Source organism: Runella aurantiaca (assembly GCF_003339505.1).
Lineage (GTDB): Bacteria > Bacteroidota > Bacteroidia > Cytophagales > Spirosomataceae > Runella > Runella aurantiaca.
The window spans coordinates 44,943-67,803 of sequence record NZ_QPIW01000025.1 but is presented as its reverse complement, the minus strand read 5'-3'; the positions used below and the strand labels follow the sequence as shown (position 1 = coordinate 67,803).

Annotated in this window: 27 protein-coding genes; 10 read left to right on the top strand and 17 right to left on the bottom strand. The window is 44.1% G+C overall.

What is annotated here, in order from left to right; translation table 11 throughout:
- The first annotated feature begins 83 nt into the window (after positions 1-83).
- On the top strand, positions 84-1,421 hold the full coding sequence (locus DVG78_RS23040) for a sensor histidine kinase (RefSeq protein ID WP_229598297.1): 1,338 nt from the start codon (positions 84-86) through the stop codon (positions 1,419-1,421).
- A 29-nt stretch (positions 1,422-1,450) separates the two neighbouring features.
- Entirely contained in the window at positions 1,451-1,897 is a 447-nt protein-coding gene (locus DVG78_RS23035) for a response regulator (RefSeq protein WP_114463386.1), read from the top strand.
- Here the strand turns inward: DVG78_RS23035 and DVG78_RS23030 are convergent.
- From DVG78_RS23030 to DVG78_RS23020, 3 genes are all read right to left on the bottom strand, one after another.
- Positions 1,890-2,381 carry a hypothetical protein gene (locus tag DVG78_RS23030; RefSeq protein WP_114463385.1) on the bottom strand — a complete coding sequence of 164 codons (492 nt, stop codon included), beginning with the start codon at positions 2,379-2,381 and terminating at the stop codon, positions 1,890-1,892. The two genes, DVG78_RS23035 and DVG78_RS23030, sit on opposite strands and share 8 nt — an antisense overlap.
- Positions 2,371-2,736: a phage holin family protein gene (locus DVG78_RS23025; protein ID WP_114463384.1), complete on the bottom strand. Its 366-nt coding sequence runs from the start codon at positions 2,734-2,736 to the stop codon at positions 2,371-2,373. Before DVG78_RS23025 ends, DVG78_RS23030 begins: the two co-directional genes overlap by 11 nt.
- Positions 2,737-2,814: 78 nt before the next feature.
- Positions 2,815-3,126 (bottom strand): YtxH domain-containing protein, encoded by a 312-nt coding sequence (locus DVG78_RS23020; RefSeq protein ID WP_114067864.1) that lies wholly within the window; start codon positions 3,124-3,126, stop codon positions 2,815-2,817.
- 257 nt (positions 3,127-3,383) lie between these two features.
- Between DVG78_RS23020 and DVG78_RS23015 the strand changes: the two genes are divergently transcribed.
- Positions 3,384-3,749 carry a response regulator gene (locus DVG78_RS23015; RefSeq protein ID WP_114067865.1) on the top strand — a complete coding sequence of 122 codons (366 nt, stop codon included), beginning with the start codon at positions 3,384-3,386 and terminating at the stop codon, positions 3,747-3,749.
- Positions 3,750-4,023: 274 nt separating this feature from the next.
- On the opposite strand, the gene DVG78_RS23010 is transcribed toward DVG78_RS23015, so the two are convergent.
- Positions 4,024-4,296, bottom strand: a complete 273-nt coding sequence (locus DVG78_RS23010; protein WP_114463383.1) for a YtxH domain-containing protein — start codon at positions 4,294-4,296, stop codon at positions 4,024-4,026.
- A gap of 30 nt (positions 4,297-4,326) precedes the next feature.
- Positions 4,327-4,596 (bottom strand): hypothetical protein, encoded by a 270-nt coding sequence (locus DVG78_RS23005; RefSeq protein WP_114463382.1) that lies wholly within the window; start codon positions 4,594-4,596, stop codon positions 4,327-4,329.
- Between the two features lie 189 nt (positions 4,597-4,785).
- Here DVG78_RS23005 and DVG78_RS23000 point away from each other — a divergent pair, with 189 nt between their 5' ends.
- Both DVG78_RS23000 and DVG78_RS22995 read left to right on the top strand, forming a co-directional pair.
- Complete coding sequence (locus DVG78_RS23000; RefSeq protein ID WP_114463381.1) at positions 4,786-5,280, top strand: ferritin-like domain-containing protein; 495 nt, start codon at positions 4,786-4,788, stop codon at positions 5,278-5,280.
- A 60-nt stretch (positions 5,281-5,340) separates the two neighbouring features.
- Positions 5,341-5,910: an RNA polymerase sigma factor gene (locus DVG78_RS22995; protein ID WP_114463380.1), complete on the top strand. Its 570-nt coding sequence runs from the start codon at positions 5,341-5,343 to the stop codon at positions 5,908-5,910.
- A gap of 14 nt (positions 5,911-5,924) precedes the next feature.
- Here DVG78_RS22995 and DVG78_RS22990 read toward each other — a convergent pair whose 3' ends face one another.
- The 5 genes from DVG78_RS22990 to DVG78_RS22970 form a co-directional block, all read right to left on the bottom strand.
- Positions 5,925-6,719 (bottom strand): transglutaminase-like domain-containing protein, encoded by a 795-nt coding sequence (locus DVG78_RS22990; protein ID WP_114463379.1) that lies wholly within the window; start codon positions 6,717-6,719, stop codon positions 5,925-5,927.
- A gap of 75 nt (positions 6,720-6,794) precedes the next feature.
- Complete coding sequence (locus DVG78_RS22985) at positions 6,795-7,187, bottom strand: hypothetical protein (protein WP_114463378.1); 393 nt, start codon at positions 7,185-7,187, stop codon at positions 6,795-6,797.
- Between the two features lie 101 nt (positions 7,188-7,288).
- Positions 7,289-7,747, bottom strand: coding sequence for a hypothetical protein (locus DVG78_RS22980; RefSeq protein WP_114463377.1), 459 nt, complete (start codon positions 7,745-7,747; stop codon positions 7,289-7,291).
- Between the two features lie 36 nt (positions 7,748-7,783).
- The gene (locus tag DVG78_RS22975) at positions 7,784-9,598 is read right to left on the bottom strand and encodes an alpha-amylase family glycosyl hydrolase (protein WP_114463376.1); all 1,815 of its coding nucleotides are present in this window, start codon (positions 9,596-9,598) and stop codon (positions 7,784-7,786) included.
- Positions 9,599-9,726: 128 nt separating this feature from the next.
- Positions 9,727-10,920: an AI-2E family transporter gene (locus DVG78_RS22970; RefSeq protein ID WP_114463426.1), complete on the bottom strand. Its 1,194-nt coding sequence runs from the start codon at positions 10,918-10,920 to the stop codon at positions 9,727-9,729.
- Between the two features lie 147 nt (positions 10,921-11,067).
- Between DVG78_RS22970 and DVG78_RS22965 the strand changes: the two genes are divergently transcribed.
- Entirely contained in the window at positions 11,068-11,322 is a 255-nt protein-coding gene (locus DVG78_RS22965; RefSeq protein WP_147277158.1) for a hypothetical protein, read from the top strand.
- 105 nt (positions 11,323-11,427) lie between these two features.
- On the opposite strand, the gene DVG78_RS22960 is transcribed toward DVG78_RS22965, so the two are convergent.
- The 3 genes from DVG78_RS22960 to DVG78_RS22950 form a co-directional block, all read right to left on the bottom strand.
- A complete protein-coding gene (locus tag DVG78_RS22960) occupies positions 11,428-12,087 on the bottom strand; it encodes a porin family protein (RefSeq protein ID WP_158550079.1) in 660 nt (219 codons plus the stop codon).
- A 155-nt stretch (positions 12,088-12,242) separates the two neighbouring features.
- Positions 12,243-13,001: a ThuA domain-containing protein gene (locus tag DVG78_RS22955; protein WP_310589134.1), complete on the bottom strand. Its 759-nt coding sequence runs from the start codon at positions 12,999-13,001 to the stop codon at positions 12,243-12,245.
- A gap of 131 nt (positions 13,002-13,132) precedes the next feature.
- A complete protein-coding gene (locus tag DVG78_RS22950) occupies positions 13,133-13,576 on the bottom strand; it encodes a sterol desaturase family protein (protein ID WP_114463372.1) in 444 nt (147 codons plus the stop codon).
- A gap of 248 nt (positions 13,577-13,824) precedes the next feature.
- On the opposite strand from DVG78_RS22950, the gene DVG78_RS22945 reads away from it, so the two are divergent.
- The gene (locus DVG78_RS22945) at positions 13,825-15,549 is read left to right on the top strand and encodes a M3 family oligoendopeptidase (RefSeq protein ID WP_114463371.1); all 1,725 of its coding nucleotides are present in this window, start codon (positions 13,825-13,827) and stop codon (positions 15,547-15,549) included.
- Positions 15,550-15,612: 63 nt separating this feature from the next.
- On the opposite strand, the gene DVG78_RS22940 is transcribed toward DVG78_RS22945, so the two are convergent.
- Both DVG78_RS22940 and DVG78_RS22935 read right to left on the bottom strand, forming a co-directional pair.
- Positions 15,613-16,035, bottom strand: coding sequence for a PIN domain-containing protein (locus tag DVG78_RS22940; protein WP_114463370.1), 423 nt, complete (start codon positions 16,033-16,035; stop codon positions 15,613-15,615).
- Positions 16,032-16,262, bottom strand: coding sequence for a hypothetical protein (locus DVG78_RS22935; protein WP_114463369.1), 231 nt, complete (start codon positions 16,260-16,262; stop codon positions 16,032-16,034). The genes DVG78_RS22940 and DVG78_RS22935 overlap by 4 nt, the downstream gene beginning before the upstream one ends.
- Before the next feature lie 142 nt (positions 16,263-16,404).
- On the opposite strand from DVG78_RS22935, the gene DVG78_RS22930 reads away from it, so the two are divergent.
- The 3 genes from DVG78_RS22930 to DVG78_RS22920 all read left to right on the top strand — a co-directional run bounded on the left by DVG78_RS22930 (position 16,405) and on the right by DVG78_RS22920 (position 18,593).
- Positions 16,405-17,769 carry a M28 family peptidase gene (locus tag DVG78_RS22930; protein ID WP_229598296.1) on the top strand — a complete coding sequence of 455 codons (1,365 nt, stop codon included), beginning with the start codon at positions 16,405-16,407 and terminating at the stop codon, positions 17,767-17,769.
- Positions 17,770-17,999: 230 nt separating this feature from the next.
- The gene (locus DVG78_RS22925; RefSeq protein ID WP_114463367.1) at positions 18,000-18,182 is read left to right on the top strand and encodes a type II toxin-antitoxin system HicA family toxin; all 183 of its coding nucleotides are present in this window, start codon (positions 18,000-18,002) and stop codon (positions 18,180-18,182) included.
- A gap of 6 nt (positions 18,183-18,188) precedes the next feature.
- Positions 18,189-18,593, top strand: a complete 405-nt coding sequence (locus DVG78_RS22920; protein WP_114463366.1) for a hypothetical protein — start codon at positions 18,189-18,191, stop codon at positions 18,591-18,593.
- Here the strand turns inward: DVG78_RS22920 and DVG78_RS22915 are convergent.
- Together DVG78_RS22915 and DVG78_RS22910 are read right to left on the bottom strand one after the other, a co-directional pair.
- The gene (locus DVG78_RS22915) at positions 18,590-20,080 is read right to left on the bottom strand and encodes a DUF1501 domain-containing protein (RefSeq protein ID WP_114463365.1); all 1,491 of its coding nucleotides are present in this window, start codon (positions 20,078-20,080) and stop codon (positions 18,590-18,592) included. The two genes, DVG78_RS22920 and DVG78_RS22915, sit on opposite strands and share 4 nt — an antisense overlap.
- A 44-nt stretch (positions 20,081-20,124) precedes the next feature.
- Entirely contained in the window at positions 20,125-22,860 is a 2,736-nt protein-coding gene (locus tag DVG78_RS22910) for a CHAT domain-containing protein (RefSeq protein WP_114463364.1), read from the bottom strand.
- Position 22,861: the final 1 nt, after the last annotated feature.

The window sequence follows — 22,861 nt, the reverse complement described above, 5'->3', positions numbered from 1 at the left end:
ATAAAACACCTCAATTACATTTTCTTATGATTTTACGAAATGCTCTTTTAGGAATATTTTTAGCCATGGGGGTTAGTTTAGCCATGCTTGTTTTCTTAAGTTGGTTGGCTTATGATCGTAGTGTAGAGTCAAACAATCGTACTCAATCCGTTAATCACACCTACCGAGTTAGACTTAAAAACAAAGATATACTTGCCACAATCAATACAATCGAAACGGGCGAGCGCGGCTATTTATTGACCAAAGATGAAAAGTATCTGCAACCTTATGGCGAAGGACGAAGCAGTATGAAAGGCATTTTGAGGTCGATGGAGCTGCTAGTAAGGGACAGCCCTCGCCAACAAAAAAGGGTAGACAGTATCAAAAAAGAAATAAGCCGACGGATTACCCTGATTGAATTTAATATTGAAAGAACACGCAACGGATACGGGATTGACACGGTGAAATTGAGCGATGGCAAAAATCACATGGAAAATATCAGAAGCTTATGTAAAGAACTCGACAACGAAGAGCGGGAGCTTTTGACCTACCGGAGCATCCTACAAAAAGAAGCCGATGAGAATACTAACTTTTTTCTGCTGCTGCTCTCGGCGGTTTCACTGGCGTTTTTATTGGTATTTTTTCGACTCCTATACATTGAGCTGCGTCGCCGAATTGCTTTTCAGAAAACCCTCGAAGAAAAACTGACCGATTTGGAACGAGCCAACGCCGAATTGGAACAGTTTGCGTACGTGGCTTCGCACGATTTGCAAGAACCGCTGCGCAAGATAAGGGCCTTTGGCGAACGCCTGAAAATGAAACAAAACGACCTGCTGACGGAAGATGGAAAAACCACTCTTCTTAAAATCAATCAATCGGCGATTAGAATGCAGCAACTTATTGATGACTTGCTGATGTTTTCACGAACGGCTAATTTGCGCGAACGTATATTTGAAGAGGTAAACCTGAATTCTGTTTTTAGGGATGTAAAAGGCGAACTAAACGATTTGATTGAACAAAAAAAGGTGACAATTATTTCAGAAGTTTTGCCTACCGTACAAGGCATAGAATTTCAGCTGTTTCAACTATTTAACAACCTGATTTCCAATGCTATTAAATACAGCAAAGCCAACACGCCACCCATCATTGAAATCGACTGCCAAAAAGTGAATGGCAGTGAGTTACCCAATCTAGGAGATATCCAAAAGGATAACATTTACCACCGTATTTCGTTTATGGATAATGGGATTGGATTTGACCCCATTTATTCTGAAAAGATTTTTATCATTTTTCAACGTTTGCACAACCGAAGCGAATACGAAGGAACAGGCATTGGCCTTGCACTTTGTCGTCGGATTGCTACCAATCACAACGGATTTATTGTTGCCGAAGCAAAACCAAATCAGGAAGGTTCAATTTTTCATGTATATTTACCTACCTGAAACTCTGGCGATAACCCCGTCAATACTTTATGAACAAACAAGCCACTATTTTAATAGCTGACGATGACGCCGATGACCGTTTTTTGCTCCAATCGGTGTTTGATGATTGCGGATTGGTTAATCCTACCGTCTATGTAAAGGATGGGCTTGAACTCATTGAATATATTCGCCAGAGTAATAACGAATATTCGGTAGGTCTGATTTTACTGGATTTGAATATGCCCCGAATGGACGGGCGAGAAGTGTTGAGAATCCTAAAATCAGAACCTCATTTAAGAAAAATACCGGTGGTAGTACTGACAACCTCCAAATCTGAGCAAGACATCAACGACTGTTATGAATTGGGGGCCAACTGTTACATAGCCAAGCCTTCGTCTTTTGATGTTTTTAACGATACCATCTCTACCCTCATTAAATTTTGGGTAAAGGTCAGCCAACTTCCCGTGGTTCCAGAAGCCGCTCGGTTTCTTAATTGACGCTAACAACTGGGGGAACAACGTGATTTCCAGCACTTGATGTATGTCCGTTGACCACAACATCTTTGGCAGGCGGCAATAATTTTTGCTGACCATCTGTATTTATTTCGGGTCTCTTTTGGGTCTTCTTTTTCACCCACATCAGGGCGTTTTCAAGGAGGGAAGTCCGATTTTTATAGATAAGATTGGTAGCCACATTGCGCGCAATAAAAGGAACAACCAATCTCGGTAGCCAGCCAGCACGCGCCAAGAGGCCCCTTTTAAGTAAAATATCCACTCCGATACCTACCCCAACGCTGAGCAATCCTTTTTTGGGGGTTATCAACAAATCACGTAATGCCCCCACCGCCTGACGCGCCGGGTTTATTTCGGTCTTAATGGCCGTGATGTCTTTCCGCATTTTGACCTGAGAGAGGGCGAGTTGGTTTTTCAAACGGGCCCGTTCGGCGCGTACATCGTCCAAGGATTCGAGCTTAGTTTTCATAGTAAAATCTTTTTATAAAAGCATTCACGACAGGCACTTTGATTAAACTGTCTTTCACCAAAAACAGAATAATGCATACAAGTGCATAAAAGCCCCCTACAATCAAATACCCAAAGGCGGGGCTATTGAGGCGCTCACCAATGAGCCAAGCCACTCCCAAACTCACAAAAAGTAACGCAATGGTCCCGACAGTACCTATAATAAGCACTGAAGCAAGGCTTGATACAGCACCTGCCGTTTTTTCGGACATATCCAAAACGCCCAGGTTCCAACGGGCTTCAAAATAATCGGAAGCGCTGTCAAACCAATCGGTTGCACGCTCTTTAATCTCATTCGCAGAATCTATTACTTGCATAGCTCAACAGGGGTTTTAATTTTTATGGGATGGCCAAAATAAAGGCCATCCCGCAGAAACTAATGGGTATCTAATTCACTAAGCGTAACGTTGCGCTTTATTTTTGACGTTATCGACTTCATCGCTTACCCGGTCTTTTACTTCCGAGATTCTATCCTCTGCCTTCGATTTTAGTTCTTTTGCGGTGTCTTCAACATTGTCTTTCATTTCAGTATACTGTTGGCGACCGCGTTGAAGTGCATCTAGCAAATCTGACGCAAATCCATTGGCGGTTTCACGTACTTTGTCACGGATTTCTGTTCCTTTTTCAGGAGCAAACAATAGCCCAATCACTGCGCCCGCCGCCGCCGCGGTAACGAGCCCTAATACTATTTTTGAATTACTTGTCATGGCAATGTGCGTTTAAAGGATTTTATAAAAATTAAACAATTTGACATAAACAGTAATAAAAACTTTATTCCACCCCTGACTTTGCCGCATTATGCAGGTACTAAAAAAAATCTGTAGATACTTTTCCCCAAATTGGGATATATTGAGCAGCTTCTATCTTACTCCTTTGCTAGTCTGGCACGGTTTTTTTGGTTACAGAATCACAGTAAACTTAAAATCTATAATGTATTTATTAACCACCTAATTAATTAACTGAAATGAGTAACAAGGCCTTTTCCAGTTCTAATCAAAAGGCTGTAATTATTGACGACGAAATAGATACTTGTCTTTTGTTGGGAATGGTATTAAAACGTTTTGGGATTGTCTCCCTACGGGCGCATACCCTCGCCGAGGGACTTCAAAAAGCAACCGAAGAACAACCCGCTATCATTTTTCTAGACAACAACCTTCCCGACGGGATTGGTATTGAACAAATAAAAGAATTTCGTAAAAAAGCCCCTGCTTCTAAATTAGTCATGATTACTGCCATGAGTGGCCTGCGAGATCGGGCACTGCTTTCGGGCGCAGACGGTTTTGTAGAGAAACCGCTAGATATGACCAAAATTGAAAAAATAATTATCTAGATAAATACATTTTATCTACACGGCTACCGCTGTTTCCCACACCTTCCTCTCTTTCGTTCAAATTCAACGACTTTCACGGATTTTCTATACTTCCTAGCCCACTGCCGAGGTGCTTGTATTAGTTGCAGCTTAATAAGCAAGACGAAAACTGGGCAATTGTGCCCGCAAATCCCCGTCATTATGTCCAATGGTTTGGCCATAAAAATGCTCCAGTACAATACTTAAAAGTACCGTCTGGAGCATCGTTCTATTGCCGTGAGATTTCGAGCCGCTTTTAACTCAAATCTTCTTTCATTTCTTTCTTTTTAGCCGCCGCACGTTCAGCAATTTCTTCGGCTTTGTCTTTGGTATCTTCCCAGACATCCTCTGCCTTATCTTTGAGGTTTTCCCATTTTTCTTTTGCTTTTTCAGCCAACTCAACGGCTCCTATTTTCACGTCGTCTACTTTTTCCTTAAATTCTGATTTTAGAACTTCCGCTTTCTTTTCGGCAGTTTCGGCTTTGTGTTTTGCCGCCTCTTCGAGCAATTCTTCTTTGGTCGTTTTCATGTAGTTTGAATTTATGGTGTATTGAAATAGTTAATTTCCAATGATGGTATCACTTTTGTTGACCATCGCTGAATCTTGCGCATTAACGGGCCCCATTCTTCGGTCTCCTTGGGGGCCTCCAGCCGTGAAATAGCCACTCATGTACCCAAATATCATCAACCCGATACCGATGATTATTACAAACAAAAAGATTGTTTGAGCCGATATTTTTTGGGATTTCTTGTCATCGCTCACGCTCTCTTTTTCCAGCTCTTTCCTTTCACTTTCTTTTTTGAGACCGCTATTTTCCAATTCGTCCATGATGTTGCTGCGTTAGGTAAATACTCTTGTTGAACGAATAACCAATAAGAAAATCAAGTGCCAGCGCTCACTTTACGAAAATCAGGGGTAAAAACGCCTCATTATCAACGGGCATTTCCTCAATATTACCCTAATCTGGGTGGGTATTGATTTTTATAATGCAAAACATCACACCCAGCATCAAATCCCATGAATCCCAATCAACAAGATATAATCGGCATCCTTAATGGACTCGTCCAAATCAATAATGATCGGATTGCAGGCTATCATCAGGCCTCTCTTGAAACAAAGGATGTCGATTTGGAACAGCTCTTTACGAGCCGCCTCAACGAGAGTATTAATTTTTCAGAAACCTTGAGTGCATACATTAAGGAGATGGGCGGCGAGCCCGCATTGGGCGGCACAACCGCGGGTATAATTCACCGAACATGGTTGAAGTTTAAAGCTGCCCTCCAACAGCATGACCGAATCGCTCTGCTGGAATCGTGCGAGTTTGGGGACAAATCGGCCATTGAGGCGTACGAAAAAGCCCTCAACGACGAATCTATTAAAGCTGAAGATGAGCTTAAAGGAGTGTTGCTTCGCCAACAGGCTGACATTGAAAGTTCTCTCAAAATTATTCAGACACTTACTCCCCGCACCAACAGTACCCAAGCGGAGCAAGATGCCTTAAAAATACGTTAATGACGGGTTTATTTGACTTTATGGTTTACTCAACACTACCTATTTATAAAGAACCGACCTATGAAAAACAACGTACTTATCTATACAGAAAGTGAGCTAATCAGGAGGCTACTCACGCAAGACCGCCACGCGTTCAACTATCTGTACACAAATTATTCAGACGCGCTGCACGGAATCGTCCTCAAAATTGTGGTAAAAGAAGAACCTGCCCAAGATTTGCTTCAGGAAATCTTTATCAAAATCTGGGCAAATATCAACCGATACGATTCTGATAAAGGGCGTTTTTTTACGTGGATGCTCAACATTGCTCGCAACAGCTCGATTGATTATCTGCGAGGTCAACGCAATGATATTCAAGACCTTGACTCCTCCATCCATTGGATTGAGAGCAATCAGACAGTATTTGGTGAGATAGAGCACAACGAACTGCGTGAGTTGGTCTCACGCCTCAGTGATGAGCAAAAAACAATCATTGAGATGGTTTATTGGGGCGGCTATACGCAAATCGAAGCCGCCAACCGCCTCAAACTACCGCTGGGAACCGTCAAAACCCGTCTACGTCTCGCCATCAAAAACCTGCGGCTTCATTTGGTCCGTTCTTCTTCTTATTCGTCTTCAATGGCAAGTTAGCGTCTCAACACTCTTCAGTCCATTATTTCTTCAGTGGTCACTTCCAGCGATTGAAGTTGCGCATTTCCAAATTGCGTAATCATCGCCACATCAGCCGCGTCGCGACCGTATCCTATCACAATTCTGCTTCCGTGTGTTTGGGCTTGCACAGCATCAAATGTGTACCATTTTCCGCCCACAAAGGCATCAAACCACGCGTGTAAATCCATGTATTCCAGCTTGTCCAAATACCCCACCGTCATGCGTGCCGGAATCGAAAGACTACGGGTCAGGGCAAGGCCCAGATGGGTGAAATCACGACACACACCCACGCGCTGATAAATAGTATCCAAGGCCGTAGTTACGGAGCTGGAGGTGTTGTATTGGTAGCTAATATTTTGATGAATCCAGTTTCTGATGGCTTCTACTTGTGCGTAGCCCGGGTCAAGATTTCCGACAATTTCAAAGGCCAAATTGTTGATTTCGTACAAATCTGATTGGCAATAACGGCTGGGCAATAAAAACATCATGACGTCATCGGGAAGTTCTTCTACGGGTACATACGCGGGCAACGGTTGCGGCGGAACCAAGCCGGGCTCAACGAGTGCTTCCGCTTCCATGGTGATGGTGACCTCACCAACGGGCAAAACGGCTCGTTGGCACTGATTCCCGAACTGATCGATAAATTCTACAAAAGGTATGACAGGGTCAATGCTGAATTCTTCTCTGATGATTGATTGCCCTTCTTGCCGCCTCGACCGGAGCAGCATTTGTACGGGCGTAGGATTATTGACAGTGTATTTAAACACACTTTTTCCCTTGAGTTTCATGACGGTGGGTGATGCGTAAAATGAATAAAATTTAGAGAAGATAAAGGTAATGCAAAATGTTGAGTATCGTTTTGTTTACAATGCTGAAGTGTTCAAATAACGCAGTAATCGAAGTGAAGCCCTTATTCGGCTCAAATTACGCAGTAAAAAACGGGCCAATTCTGGGTATTCCATCTCCCATGAGGCATCTGCTTGTAAGCCCGTGTAGGTCTTGAGCAGCTGCCTATCGGTATCCTGCAAACTTTTACAACCCTCGACAATTGGCAGGCACATATTGCCCCTTACCCAATCAAACTGGCTAACTTCCTTCAAAAAAAGATCGGTTTCATTGTAAAAATGCCGTACAAATGCCTGCCTATCATCAGAAAACACTTCCTTTTCGAGCTGCTTGCACAAGTGCCGGCGGCACAGGTACAGCGACCACAGTTTTCTAAACTGCATCTTTATCGACTCTTTCACACTTTCCATTCTCCGCTATCGATTTAATATTTACATTCTCAACGTTGAGTATTCTGCATTAAACAACGCCAAGCCGTGAGTGTCACGGCTTGGCGTTGGACAGGTACGCATTACTTTTCGATGTCTTCCTGAATCTTGTCAATTTTGGCGTTTACATCCCGCTTAAACTGTTTCCAGTCGCGTTTTACATCTTTTTTCACTTCCGCCAATTGCGAATCCAATTCGTTCATATCTTCTTTCAAGTCGTCGCGGCGCGCTTGCCATTTTTCTTTTTCTTTGGCCGAAGCCGTTTTAATTTTTCCGTCAATCCGGTCCATTTCATTCTTAAGAGCCGCTCTGCGCTCTTCTATTTTTGCCGATATTTCCTTGCGTTCGGCTTCTATTTCAGCGGCCGTTTCATTGCCTGCTTCTTTGACATCTTCGGCTACGTTATCGGCCGCGTTTTCTACTTTTTCCTGAGCATCCTGTACGCTGTCGGCGGCTTCGCGCTTATCGTCACGCGAGCAACCAGCCATCATCAGTACCCCAGAAACCATCATTGATATTGTGAGCGTTTTTACCGTTTTCATACTTTTTTGTTTGGTTGGTTTTAAGTTAAATATACATTATTCTTTTGAATAAATAATTGTACTATACGGCCCAATGGCCACTGTTGCCACAAATAGGGCGTTCTCGTGATGGCCTACGGCTTCGGTATCGAAGCTGAAATAATTTTCAAAGTCACTGTCATAACCCTCCCAGTCGCTGTTGAATCTGATTTTCCAGACTCCCTCTTCAGGAAACGTTAAGGAATAATTGTCAATGGCCTGGTGCGAGAAGTTCATCACAACCACTGTGGTATCTCCTGCGCCGCCGTCTTTCCAACGCTGGAAAGCAATCAGCTTGCGATCGTTATCTATTTGTAACACCTGCACATGTTGCCCCGAAAGGCCTCGCGTATAGCCCCGCTTATTGAGCCGTAAATGAATCAGGTCGCGGTGCAGTTTTGTAATCCCTTTAAATTCTGAAAAACGATTCCAATCAATTGGGTCTTGGTCGTCAAACCACCGATTGGCCAAAATTGTCTGCCCCTGAAACAACATCGGAATTCCAGGGGCGGTCATCATCAGTGCCACTCCGAGCGTAGCGCGTTTTTTGGCATACCATGTGTTGACATCGTCCTGACCCGCTATTTCCTGTACCACCCGGGCCTGCCCATTGGATACTTCATCGTGCGACTCCGTATAAATCACGCGTTGAAATGCGTCATTGTTGTAACGATGCATAATAGACGCCGCCACCGCATTCATGTCGCGGCCTTCATCGTGTATGTCAATAATTGCTTTCCGAATCGGGTGGACAAACCCACCATCCCACTGACTGCTATATCCCAATCCGCCGTGTTCGACGGGAGCAGTGATAAAATCCAAACAATGGAGGTCTTCTGCTACCGTAAAACGCCCTGGAAACCGATTGTGAATTTCTGAATTAATCCACTGAATCAGACTGTATCCTTCTTTCAAATCGTTGGCAGGATTTTCATCTGCGTTCACATTCCGAATGTAAGGCACCATGTCCATTCGTAATCCATCCATGTGGTAGTCTTCTAGCCACATCAAGGCATTATCTCGAATGTATTGGCGCACTTCCGCACGGCCATAATCGGGCCGGGTATCTCCCCACGGAGTTTTGGCGCGCCAGTCGTTGTAAAAATAAATACCGCCCATTCCATTTTCCTGCCAGCCGTCAAACTGCCACAAGTCCATATCGGTTGGGCCAAAATGGTTATAAACCACGTCAAGTATCACCGCGATTCCAGCGGCATGAGCGGCCTTCACGAGCGCTTTAATCCCTGTTGGGCCGCCGTATTCTGATTCAACCGCAAACGGATGGGCTGGGTTGTAGCCCCACGAATGCCCCCCCGGAAACTCTGCCACCGGCATAATTTCGATGGCATTGACGCCCAGCGCTTTCAAATAATCGAGGCGCTCGATGACTCCATAAAAATCTCCGGGCTTTCCTTTTTCCTTGACATTGAAGGTGCCGACGTGGAGTTCATAGATTACCATCTCATTCCAAGCAGGAAGTTGGAACGCTTCCCCTTCCCAGTCAAAAGCAGGGTCATGAATGATACTGTTACCGATTGAATTGGTCAATTCCCTGGCATAAGGGTCATTTTTTATCAATTCTCCCACTTTTGTTTTCAACACATACTTGTATTGCTGTCCAGTAGTGGCTTCGGGTACTTCTACCGACCAATAGCCGTTTTCTTCCCGCACCAGTGGCGTGGAATTTCGGTGCCAGTCATTGAAGTCTCCCATGACAAATACTTTTTTGGCATTGGGTGCCCAAACCCTAAACGATACTCCTTTTTCCGTGGCAATTGCCCCCATACCGTCAACTTCGCTTTTAGGATATTTTGCTACAGATTCGATTTCCATGGTTGTGTAGTATTAAACATAAGGTTTTGATAATTATGCCCTAGAAATCAAAAATTTCATACCAAATAAGTCCCGTTCCGAAAGTGGGGAAACTACCTCGACAATGGGCAACAATTTCCCCAACTTTACTAAACAGTCGATTTCCCAGTACGTTTTTTCTTAAAAAGTGACTTTACTTCGTTGGTTGTATCGGTAATGGTATCCACAACCTCGCGTTCGATTTGTTGCACTTTCCGACTTTTTACGGCGCGTTCTTTCGAGATTTCTGGCTCTCCCATCAAGTATCCATAGGGTTTTAAATAATCTACGGCATCAAAAACCACCTTAATAATGGCCGTAAGCGGCAGCGCCAACGCCAGCCCCGCAATACCCCAAAGAGAGCCGCCTAAAAACAAGCCAACGATGGCCACCAAAGGATTAACACTTATCTTTGAACCTACAATGTAAGGAGTGATGACGTTTCCTTCGAGCATTTGTACAAAAAAGAAAATACCCGCCACACCCAACGCATACATGGGTGAGTCCTTGGTAACTAACGCAACAACAATGGGCAGAACAGAACCTATTAAAATACCTATGTAGGGGATAATCAGCAACATTGCCGCCAGAAACCCAAAGAAAATCGCCGACGGAATCCCTAATATCAATAGGCCAACCGAATTGAGCGTACCTACAATGAGTGTCACAATAAACAGCCCTGATAAGTAGCTGTGTACCACTTCGTAGATTTTGTCCAGCACTTCATGGACTTGCGTTTTTTTGGCAGAAACAAACACTTTACAAAAAAACTGACGAAACATATCCCGATAATACAACAGAAAAAAGATGTAAACGGGCAAAATCGACAGATTACCCAGCATAGAAGTTGTTGTAGTGACGGCAGTACCTACCAGCTCACCGCCGCCTTCGGCCATATTTTGATAGTACTTTTGAATTTCTTTCAACTGACGACTTGGTGGAATATTGAACCTATCGTAAGCCCAAAGTTGCAGCTTGTTGAGAGAGGCATTTATTTTTTGAATCAATTGCGGAAGCATCGTTGTAAAATCAGTGACTTGATACACCAATAAAGTAGCAATACCCGCCGCAACCAGCGAAAACGCCAAAATAGACACCGTAATGGCCAGCATCCGGGGAAAGCCCTTTTGCTCAAGCCAAGCCGTGAGCGGATACAAGGCAATCGAAATAATAACCGAGAATAAAAGAAGTGTTATAATCGAATCTAAAACATACATCCAATAGACCAGTATCGTAATACTGATGAGTGCAAAGGCCAACCGGGCCACGTAGGGTAATTGAAAATTTTGAGGAATTGGAGGCATAGCTGTTGACTGTTTTGATGAACCTCCTAATAAAATTTCTATTCCAATGCGAAAAAAAACGAATTTGAGGTAAATGTTCCCCAAAAAGACTGGCATAGGTTTTTGATTTTTCTACACATTTATATCACTAAAATGAACACGAAAACCATGCAAACACCAGCCTCAGGGCAAGAGCCCACTCCGCCACCTGCGCCACCGCACCCGTCGCCCGAGATTAAGCCACATCCGGCCCAACCAGAAATACACCAGCCTGAGGTACCTATTCCCTCCGTACCGCCCGAAATAGACCCCGACAAACAAACAAATCCAAACCCACAAAAACACGAGATAAACGGACAGGAAGAAATCCTAAACAAGCCCGACGAAGTGGTAAATGGGCAAAAAGAAGTTTTTGAGAAATAACCTTTTCAGTAATACAAAAAAGAAGGGTTAAAGGGCCGAAGCAGTTTGTTGCTTTCATCCCCTTTAACCCTTCATCATTAAGCCATTAGGCGTTAACTATGTCATCTAAAAAGCAAAGCCAATGGTGGCTTGCAACAAATTGAGTTTGCGCTCAAATTGCGCCTGTGCCTGCGGATTGTTCAATTTAAGGTTAACGACATCGGTTAAATTTCCCTCGTAGCGCAGGTCAAAGTTTAACTTACCAACGTCTATTCCAATCCCTGCCTGATACCCCAACGATGCGCGACGGAATGCGTCGTCAAACGTATCCTCGTTGGTGTAATCATTAAAAGCATCTTCCAAATTTCCGCTGTTGCCGATATTAAACGCCGCTACTGGACCCGCATTGATACGCAAAAAGCGCGCAATTTTAACCCCAAACATCACTGGAAAATCTATATTGGACATTTTGAAACTCTTGGTAGTGGTGGCCGTACCATCGTACAGGCTAAATTGTCCGCCTTTTTGGGAAAACATAATTTCGGGTTGTACATAAAAAGTACGGCCAATTCGCATAAAAATCCCGCCCGTAGCTCCCCATACCCGGTTGCTTTTATCACTCAATTGCCAGGTGTTGGCGTTATTACCGAGTGATAAATCATTGCCTCTCACCTGCGAAAGATTCGCCCCTGCCCGAAGGCCCAAACTGAAAAATTTTGTTCCATCCTGCGCCCAAGATACCCCCTGAACCAAGAGTAATGCCAGCAGTAATACATTCGTTTTCATGATTTTTACTATTTTGTTTCCATTCATCCTAAAAAATGCATTCCAATGCGTATTACACCTTAAGCTGGGGAATTCTATCCTCAAAAAAACACAGCCGGCCCTTTAGGATAAAGAACCGACTGCGCGTGATTGTACTAAATTACCAACGTAACCCCTTACATCGGTTTCTTTGCGGATTTACGACCCATCGCATACTCTATTCCCCCCAGCAAATGTTGCACAAATAAGGGTTCAACAAACGATTCATCAGTATGGCCCCCTCCGGTATAAAAAGAGCGGCCTCCATCAAACTCACGGTACCATATAAATGGGTGATTTACACCATTTTGACCTCCTTGGTACGTACTCTCATCGAGCGTAGCCAACACTTTAATACCCAATATTATCTTCTTATAACTGTAAAGTTCATCAAAACGCTTCCAACGGTCGGGCAACATCACGGTAGAAGGGTGCGTATGGTCGTGCACTACCACATCCACATTTTGCTGTTTGGGATGGCTCAAAAAATAAGCTCCCACCAACTGATTGTACCAAGGCCAATCGTATTCAGTATCGGCCGCTGCATGGATACCCACAAAACCGCCTCCTCCGCGAATATACTGCTCAAATGCGGCCTGCTGCGTATCGTCCAAGATGTTGCCCGTCGTGCTCAAAAACACAACTGCTTTGTATTTTTTTAGATTTTCAAGCGTAAAAACCGAGGCATCTTCAGTGGTATCTACCGCAAATTTATTCTGTTGTCCCATCAACACCAGGGCTTCTCTTCCCTTCGGAATAGAGGCATGACGATACCCTTTTGTTTTAGAAAAAACCAAAATTGCGTCTTTGGTCGCGGCAACTTTTTTCTTTTTCTGCCCAAACGAACTGATTGAAAGCGCAAAAAGTAACGCGCAGAGATAAAACGTATTTCTCATAATTGTACAGTATTTTCAAATAAAAGAAAGCCGCTGTACAAAACTACTTTTTGACTTTTACAGAAAAAGAATGGATTTGACATTCATAGAAAAAGGGCGGAGGCAAAAAGTCCGACGATTCGGTCCCGCCCCTACGACTTTTCGTATTTTTTGGGGGCGTATAAAAACCCGAAGGCTTCGGCACCGTCGCGCTCATGCACTTTGTGGTGTACATAATGCGCCCGAATGATGCGGTTTAGGTAACGGTTTTTGGTTTTGAACTTGATTTTAACCCGCCGATGCACAATCACGTCATGAAAAATAAAGTAAGAAATACCGTAGAGCGTAATACCGAAGCCCACGTACATCAACCAACGCAGGGATGCTATCTCAGAACCAACCACAATTAGGGCCGTGGCCACAACCCCAAAAATAATCCCGAACAAGTCGTTGGTTTCCCACCATCCTTTGTGGTGCACATGGTGCGATTCGTGCCAATTCCACATCAGACCGTGCATAATGTACTTGTGCGCAAACCACGCAAACCCCTCCATAAAAACAAACGTTCCAACAACAAGAAGAATAGGGAGCAACATAAAATAGGTGAATGAAAAATTTTAAATATAAAATAACAAATGTAAAAATATTGACACAAATAATTAATAATCAGTCATTTACATAGTTTTTTGTTTTTTTAAATCACAATAATCAAACAAAGACCGGTACACTTATACAAATTCGCTTGACGAGCCATTTGCAGCTTCTCAGGTGTCGACTTTCAATAAAACCATTTTTTGGCTTCCTTTGTTAGTGAACAAAACCAAAACATTGCAAAATTAGCTTTATGTCAGCAATAACCATCCCTCAACGTCCCGCACGTACCTTTTTGGGCGAAGAATTTGAATTAACAACGTGGGAGCAACTGCAACCGTTTTACGAAAATCTTAAAAAACGCGCAATTCATTCCGTAGATGACTTGCGCCAGTGGTTTCTGGACAAAAGCGAATTGGAATCCTACCTTTCCGAAAACTTTGCGTGGCGTTATATCCGCATGACCTGCGATACGGGGAGTGAACTGTACCAAAAAGAGTTCAACGATTTTGTGGAAAACTTCCAACCTTACCTCTCCGCTTACGGCAATGAGTTGGACAAAAAAGCGTTGGAAAGCCCCTATTTGGGCGAATTGAAAGACCGCGGCTTCGACATTACGCTGCGGAGTATGAAAAAAGCGATTGAGATTTTTCGTGAAGAAAACATCCCGATTCAAACCCAAATCCAAACCGAACAGGCCAAATACGGGGCCATCGTTGGAGCCATGACCGTCAACATCGACGGCGAGGAAGTTACGCTTCAAAAAGCCTCTGATTATCTCCAATCCACCGACCGCGCCTTGCGCGAATTGGTCTGGAACGAACTTCAGGTACGCCGCTTTGAAAGCAAAGACCAATTGGATGAATTGCTGAATACCTTGCGCGGCTTGCGTCATCAACTGGCGGTTAATGCAGGTTTTGCCAATTTTCGCGATTATATGTTTGCCGCTTTGGGGCGTTTTGACTACACCCCCCAAGACTGCTTCAACTTCCACGAATCGGTGTCCAAAGCCGTGGTGCCTATGCTGAACGACATGGCCGCCGAGCGCAAAGAAGCCCTCCAACTCGATAGTCTGCGTCCGTGGGATTTTAAGGTAGACCCGCAAAACCGTCCGCCGCTCAAGCCGTTCAGCACAGGGGAAGAATTGTTGGAAAAAACCATTACCTGCTTTACGCTTCTTGCCCCCGAGTTGGGCGATTATCTACGCGTGATGAAAGCCATGGGCCACCTCGACCTCGAATCGCGCAAGGGCAAAGCGCCGGGCGGCTATAACTATCCGCTGGAAGAAATCGGTGTGCCATTTATCTTCATGAACGCCACGTCCAACCTCCGCGATTTGGTCACGTTGCTGCACGAAGGCGGCCACGCCGTGCACAATTTCGTCACGCGCGATCTGTTGCTCAACTCCTTCAAAAACCCACCCGCCGAAGTAGCCGAATTGGCTTCGATGAGTATGGAATTGTTGACAATGGATTATTGGAACGTGTTTTTTGACAACGAAGAAGAACTGCGTCGCGCCAAGATTCAACATTTGGAATCCATCATTGAAACGCTGCCGTGGGTGGCTACGATTGATAAATTTCAGCATTGGCTGTACGAAAACCCCGCACACAGTATCGAAGAGCGCCAAACAATGTGGCTTCAAATCTACGAGCAGTTCAGCGATTCCATCACCGATTGGAGCAGTTTTGAGGAGTTCAAGAAATACATTTGGCAAAAGCAATTACACATTTACGAAGTGCCGTTTTATTACATCGAATACGGCATGGCGCAGTTGGGGGCCATCGGCGTGTGGCGAAATTATAAGCAAAACCCTCAAAAGGGACTGCAAGGCTACCTCAACGCCCTCAAACTCGGCTACACCGCGCCTATCAGTGCCATCTACGCCGCCGCCAACATTCCGTTCGATTTCTCAAAAGAATACATTACTGAATTGATGAATTTTGTGCAGGAAGAATTGGAAGGGTTGAAGGGGTAAAAATTCTTATGCCTGTGAGAACGTTCTAAAAAAATTCTCACAGGCTAAATTACAACTCCCTTGTCAGGCATTACGTAAAAAAACATCAAACATTTCTACTTTACGAAACCCTTTTTTGCGTAATCCTGCATAAAGCGGAGCATCACGGGTAAGCAATGGAATATCAAGCTGTAAAGCTAAAGTCACATAAGAAATATCTTTGACATCAATATCATGGACAAGTTGAAACGCTTTGTTATTTGCATCATTATCAATCAAATAACCTGGCATAAAATGTACATGAGTAAACACAAAATATGAAAATTGCTGAAAGCTATCTATTTCTAACCGTGACTTTTGCCTAATGATACGTTGGTATTTCTCAATTTCAATAAAAGCAAAATCACTGCTGAAAAAAGTATAGTCCGAAAGCAGTGTTTTATAGATAGCTTTTCCACTGATCAACATAGACATCAATACATTGGCGTCAACGACTACGTCTCTCATAGCGCCAAATCCTCAAAATTATGTTTATAGGTTTCCCAAGCCAGAAACCTCGCGGTCTGCCACTGTGGGTCGTTAACAAGATCAATGGATGAAAGTTCATCAGCAGCTTCCTGCAACTCCAAACGCTTCTTGTACTGCATTAACCACTCCTGCAATAACTTTTCAATTTGCTCTTTGCCAAGACTCTCAATGAAAGCGTCGTCTATTTTTAAGGTAACTTGTGTCATCTCATTTCCTTTTTTTCAAATGTAACATTTTTCTTTCAAATCCTGTTCCGGGCTTTTTAACATGCTTCCGCATGGAAAAGTTAGGAAACAAAGCCCTATTTTTGTACGCATTCGATTCTCCAACCATAAACCATCAACACCTTTGAAAAAATCTATTTTCCTCCTCCTCTTCATCAGCACGACCGCTTTTTCCCAGACTCGCGAAGATTCCGTCATGATTCGCAAAATCTACAACGAAGTACTTACCAACGGACAGGCCTACGAATGGCTGCGGTATCTCTGCAAGCAGGTCGGGCCGCGTCTCAGCGGCTCGGTAGGTGCCCAAAAGGCCGTTATTTACACCAAAGAATTGATGGAAAAACAAGCTTTTGACCGCGTGTTTTTGCAGGATGTCAAAGTGCCCCATTGGGTACGCGGGGCCAAAGAAGAAGCCTACATCAAAGTCGGTAAGCAAAAAATCAAAGTTCCTATTGCGGCCTTGGGGGGCTCGGTCGCTACCGCTCCCAAAGGCGTGGAAGCCGAAGTGATCGAAGTAAAAAGCTTTCAGCAACTGCGAGAATTAGGCAAAGACAAAGTGAAAGGCAAAATAGTCTTTTTCAACCGTCCCATGGACCCCACAAAACTCAATACCTTTGAAGCTTACGGCGGGGCCGTAGAGCAACGCGCCAACGGTGCTACCGAAGCCAGCAATCTCGGCGCAGTTGGTGCCATTGTGCGCTCAGTCACTACTTTACAGGACGATGTGCCGCACTCGGGCAGTATGCGCTACGCCACGGGCGTGCCGTTGATTCCGACAGCGGCCATCAGTACCAACGCCGCCAACTTATTGAGTGAGAAGCTGAAAGAAAACCCAAGCCTCACGTTCTATTTCCGTCAACATTGCGAAACACTCCCCGACGCTGACTCACACAATGTAGTGGGAGAAATCAAAGGCAGTGAAAAGCCGGAAGAAATCATCGTCGTAGGCGGACATTTGGACTCGTGGGATTTGGCCGAAGGTGCCCACGACGACGGCGCGGGCTGTGTCCAATCCATCGAGGTTTTACGCCTTCTGAAAGCCATTGGCTATACGCCCAAGCGCACTATTCGGGCGGTGATGTTTATGAACGAAGAAAACGGTCTGCGCGGCGGTGTAAAATACGCCGACTTGGCCAAGCAAAACAATGAAAAACACATTGCCGCCGTAGAATCAGACAACGGAGGTTTTACGCCAAAGGGATTTGGTATTGTGGGTAAACCCGAGCAGAAAGCCAAAATAGCCGAATGGAAGAGTTTGTTAGCTCCGTACAGTCTGCACGAGATTGGGCCAGGCGGCGGCGGGGCCGATATTGGCCCACTGGCGCAATCAGGAACGGTACTTTTTGGCTATAAACCTGATACACAGCGGTATTTTGATTATCACCACGCCGCCAATGACAATTTTGAGAACGTCAACAAACGCGAATTGGATCTTGGCACCGCATCTATGGCGGCTATTATTTATTTGCTGGATAAATACGGGATTTAAAACTGTGGGTGCGGCAGGTTGCTCACAACCTGCCGAGGGAACTTGTCAACGCTTTTCGGATTTGAGAATCCAAAGCACATTTCCACTTTAATTTTAAAAAGTAGCAAAAAAGCTACCTGAAAATTTGCAATCAGGTAGCCTTTTTGCTACTTTTGCATCAATAAACCTTGTCACTCCTCCTAATTATGAAACTATGAAAGAAAAAACTAACTTTTACCCCGACATTTTTTATGAACGCCAAACAGGTCATAAGACTTTTAGAAGAAAACGGATGGATTGAAGTAAGACAAAAAGGCAGTCACCGTATTTTCAAACATCCAACGATTACCGACAATATTCCGGTAGCAGATCATGGAAATAAAGATATTCCGATAGGCACATTGAAAGCTATCCTGAAAAAAAGCAGGCATTAAATAAAAATGCGATTAACAATAATTATAGAAAAAGGAGACGGTGAGATCTGGGGACGTGTAGAAGCTCCGGGATTTCTGAACGTCACCGTGGGCAATTCTGAAGCAGAAATTACCCAAAATATGCTTGAATTGATTGAAGATTTTTTAGAAAACGAGGGAAAAGAAGACGAATACTGGAAAGGTGTTACCCTTGAAAGTATAGAATTCGATTATCGCTACGATTTAACGGCGTTTTTCGATTTATTTTCCCCGTTAAAGATCAATTCCATAGCCGAAAAAGCAGGTATCAACAAAGCATTAATGAGACAGTATGTTTCGGGTGTGAAGCATCCTTCCGCCCAGCAGGTTCAAAAAATTGAATCTGCCATTCATGCTTTTGGTCAAAACCTGATGAAAGTATCATTAGTTTAAGCCAAAATCGGCCGAATCACTTTTCCCGCTACATCCGTTAAACGGAAGTTTCTTCCTTGGAAAGGATAGGTGAATTTTTCATGATTGAAGCCCATTAAATGCAGAATCGTGGCCTGTAAATCATGGACGTGCGTACGGTCTTTGACGCCATAATACCCCAACGGGTCGGTTTCGCCGATGGAAAAGCCTTTTTTGACACCCCCGCCCGCCATCCAAACCGTGAATGCCTCCAAATGGTGATCGCGGCCTGAGTAAGGTAGCACCTGTCCATCGCGGTTTTCCTGCATGGGGGTTCGACCAAATTCACCGCCCCACACCACGAGTGTTTCATCCAACAATCCCCTCATTTTAAGGTCTTTCAGCAACGCCGTTACGCTTTGGTCGGAGGCTTGGCACTTTTTATGAAGGCCGATTTCGACGGAACCATCCTCGCTCGTACCGTGGGTATCCCAACCCCAATCAAACAACTGTACAAAGCGCACGCCGTTTTCGACGAGTTTTCGGGCCAGCAAACAGTTCATGGCAAACGAACCTTCACCAGGTTTTACGCCATACATATCCAGAATATACTGCGGCTCTTTGCTCACATCCATCACTTCCGGCACCGACATTTGCATCCGAAATGCCATTTCGTACTGACTGATACGCGTCAAAATTTCGGGGTCTTTAACTTCTTCGTAGGCCTGTTTATTAATTTCGTTGATGGCTTCAATGGTCTGCTTCCGAATGTCGCGGTTCATGCCCTGCGGGTCTGAAACGTACAAAACGGGGTCACCACCCGTGCGGCATTGTACCCCTTGATACACCGTTGGCAGAAAACCACTCCCCCACACCGACTTACCGGCATCAGGTTGTTTACCGCCTGAGGCCAATACAATGAATCCGGGCAAATTTTTATTTTCAGACCCTAATCCATAAACCGTCCACGCGCCCATGCTCGATCGTCCCAATCGGGCACTTCCCGTGTGCATTAATAATTGAGCCGGCGCATGGTTGAATTGATCAGTATACATGGCTTTGACGAAAGAAACATCGTCGGCAACCGTTTGCAGATAAGGCAAATAATCAGAGATCCATGCTCCTGATTGGCCATGTTGGGCAAACTTTCCTTTGGGCCCCAACATCTTGGGAACGCCTTTAATGAAGGCAAACTTCTTCCCCTCCAAAAACTCCGCAGGGCAGTCTTTCCCGTGGTATTTTTCGAGTTCAGGCTTATAATCAAACAGTTCTAACTGCGACGGTGCGCCCGCCATGTGAATATAAATCACCTGTTTGGCTTTGGGTGCAAACTGCGGCAGTCGTACTCCCATGGCATCAGCCAACTGAAGCGGTGCCGATGCAACCTTATCTTTCTCAAAATAACCGCAACTGCTTAGCAATGAGCCAAACCCCAATGACCCGATTCCTGCGCCCAATGTTTGCAGAAAATACCGCCGCGTTTGGCGCTCCAACTCCGCGGCTTGAAGTTCTTTGAGTAGCTTTTCCATAAAAACAAAAGAAAAATTCCAGATAAAGTTACCCAAAATCTTGATTAATGCTTGACGGAAAGATTGCCTTTCATCCAAACTCCCCAAAGGATAGTCAGCATTACCAATCCACCCAATCCCCACCCCCAAAATGTATTGGAAGGTAAAGCGGAGGCATCGCCAATCAATACCAATCCTGCCCAAGCAGATGGAGCGGCGTTGGGGTGGGTGGAAATGTATTGAAATTTAGCCTTTTGCAAAGCTTCATCTTTGGAGAGCCCTTCATTCAAAAACGTATAGAACAACTCCGTCAGCGAATAAGTCTTTTGATCTTCCACACTCCAAAGTGTGGTAATCGTAGAGGGAATACCCGCCATTGAAAAACCTCTAGCTAAACTCAATACCCCCTCCCCTTTGGCTACTTTGCCCACGCCCGTTTTGCAGGCCGATAATACCAAAAGATTGATTTTGAAAGAAGCATTGCCTAAATCGGAAACTTTAAGAGCAGAGTCAGCAAAATAAATATGCGGCTCGGTTTGTGTGCTGTCGGCAAAAGCATGGGTATATACCTGAACAATGCGGTGCCCGGATGCCTGATTCAGAAAAGCATTTTTGGTGGCTTTCAGATGAACCAGTTCGTTTTTCCACAGATAGGCCCCGCCAATGCGCTCGATGGATTCGGCAGAGCCAGTGAGTGTATTGAGTTTTTGTGAGAATTGTACGGGAGCGACCCCCAAAAATGATTTTTGCGGCCAAAAATTAGAAGAAGGTTGGTTTTTGAGCAAAAACTGTGCTGAATAGGTATAAGAAACAGCATATTCGTTGAGCAAATAGAGCGGCTTAGATACCGACCGACTCAACGCTTCAAATGGCAAAAAAGCCCCATCCTGCGAGATAATCACATGGCCCTTGGAGACATTGAGCGGTGCAAACAGGTTTTGATATAATCTGTTACTCACCACCAAAAATTCATTTAATTCGGTCTTAGTCGCAATATCTTTGGCGCAGAGATTCAAGTATTTTTTTGCCTCATTAAGGTCAAATTTAAGTCGTTGAATTTTTACGGAAGAAGGAGAAACCACTATGGCGTAGGTGAGGCTATCGCCTACAAAATACTCAATCAAAGTGTTCCTTTTTGGCTTCATATACTGCTGTATTTGCTTTAAACTAACGGTAGTGGTATCGTATTTAAAGTGATAGTAAGCAGGATTGGTTTTTTCAAGATTTTCAATAAAATCACTCTGCTCGTTTTCTGCCATCAAAAGCTCACTTTTTATTTTGTCAGTGCCAGCTTTACCTGCTTCTGATTTGTTTCTAAGTTCGTCTATTTTGGCTTGCAATTGAGCTTCTTTGACAAGGTCAGCTTTCGAAAGAATTTGCTTGGCCCCCAGTTCGTTGAGTTTGTCGTTGAGCAATACAGCGCGGCTTTTTTCAAAGAAATAAAAGGCTTTTTCGTAATCTTTAAGCAGGTAGCAGGCTTCGATGGCGTTTTCGTAAATAGAGCGGGTTTTGTTCCGCCAAAAGAGTTTTGATTGAGTCCCTTTGTGCTCCCACCGCATCAAGTCAATCATCTGGTCAGCCACCAAAAACGTTTTTTCAGCATTGATTAAGTAAGCTTTGTTTTTTGCCTGTTTGTATTGCGCCAACCATACCTTCCCTTTATTTTCTATCAAATCAAGCAGATAGTTTTTTTCGGCACAGTATTTTATTGTTTTGGGAGACGGATTGCTGTTGATATTAGAATACTCGGCAAATGCGGGCAGAAAGGTATGAATGGCCTGTTGTAAATACGAAATAGCCTGACTGTACTTTTTTTGTTTGTAATAAAGCATGGCTAAATTATCCAGGAGACGTGTCTTGATAGCAGGAGTATCGGCAAGAACCAAGCCTTCTTTGTACAGTTTTTCGGCCTCTTGCGATTGATTCATGGCGTTTTTTAAATAGCCTAAATTAGTTTTAACCATGGCCATCCCATAGTTGAAATCAGCCTTACGAAATACTTCAAAAGATTTATCGAAATAAATATCCATATTTCGATACTCTTTTTTCTCGTAATAAAGTGCGGCAAGATTTGCCAATGCGTTTCCATGATAGATTTGTTTGGACGAAGATTCTGCCAATTGAATAATTTCCTTCATGGCCGTTTCTGCTTCATCCAACCTGCCTAAAGCTCGCAACGCATTTGATTTTTTTTCGAGACAACTTGAGAGTTTTTCGGGATTATTACTTTTTCGGGCCAGGTTTTCAGCCACTGAAGCTACTTTTAACGCTTGTTCATAATCTCCCGTTACATTGAGCACTTTAGCCATATTGCTGCCTGCATCAGCGGCAACGCTATATTTCTGCGGGTATTTTTGGCCAATACTAAAACTTCGCTCATAATGCCACATCCCTTTTGCAATATCCTGCGGCAGTAGTTCATTTTCATACAACAACCCAAGATTCAGATGGCTATTGGCCAGATTGGCCTCACTAACGTTAGGGCGCTTCAGCGAATTGATGGATACTGCTTTTTCTGTGTATTCTATCGCTTTTTTGACGTGATTCTGGTCTTTTTTATCCCATCCCAAAGACCGATGCCGACGGCCTAAATAGTGAAAGATTTTAGCATAAGATGAATCTTGGGGCCATTTGGCTTTCTCCCAAGCGAGTTGGTTTTTTTCAAGTAATTGAAGGGCTACTTCATCTTCCAAACCAGTAGTGGCTTCTACTTCTTGAATCACTTTTGCCATAGAAGCATTTTGCGCCGATAAGCTGCCGGCAAAGTCCATAAAAACGAAAAAGAAAATAATTTTCTTCATG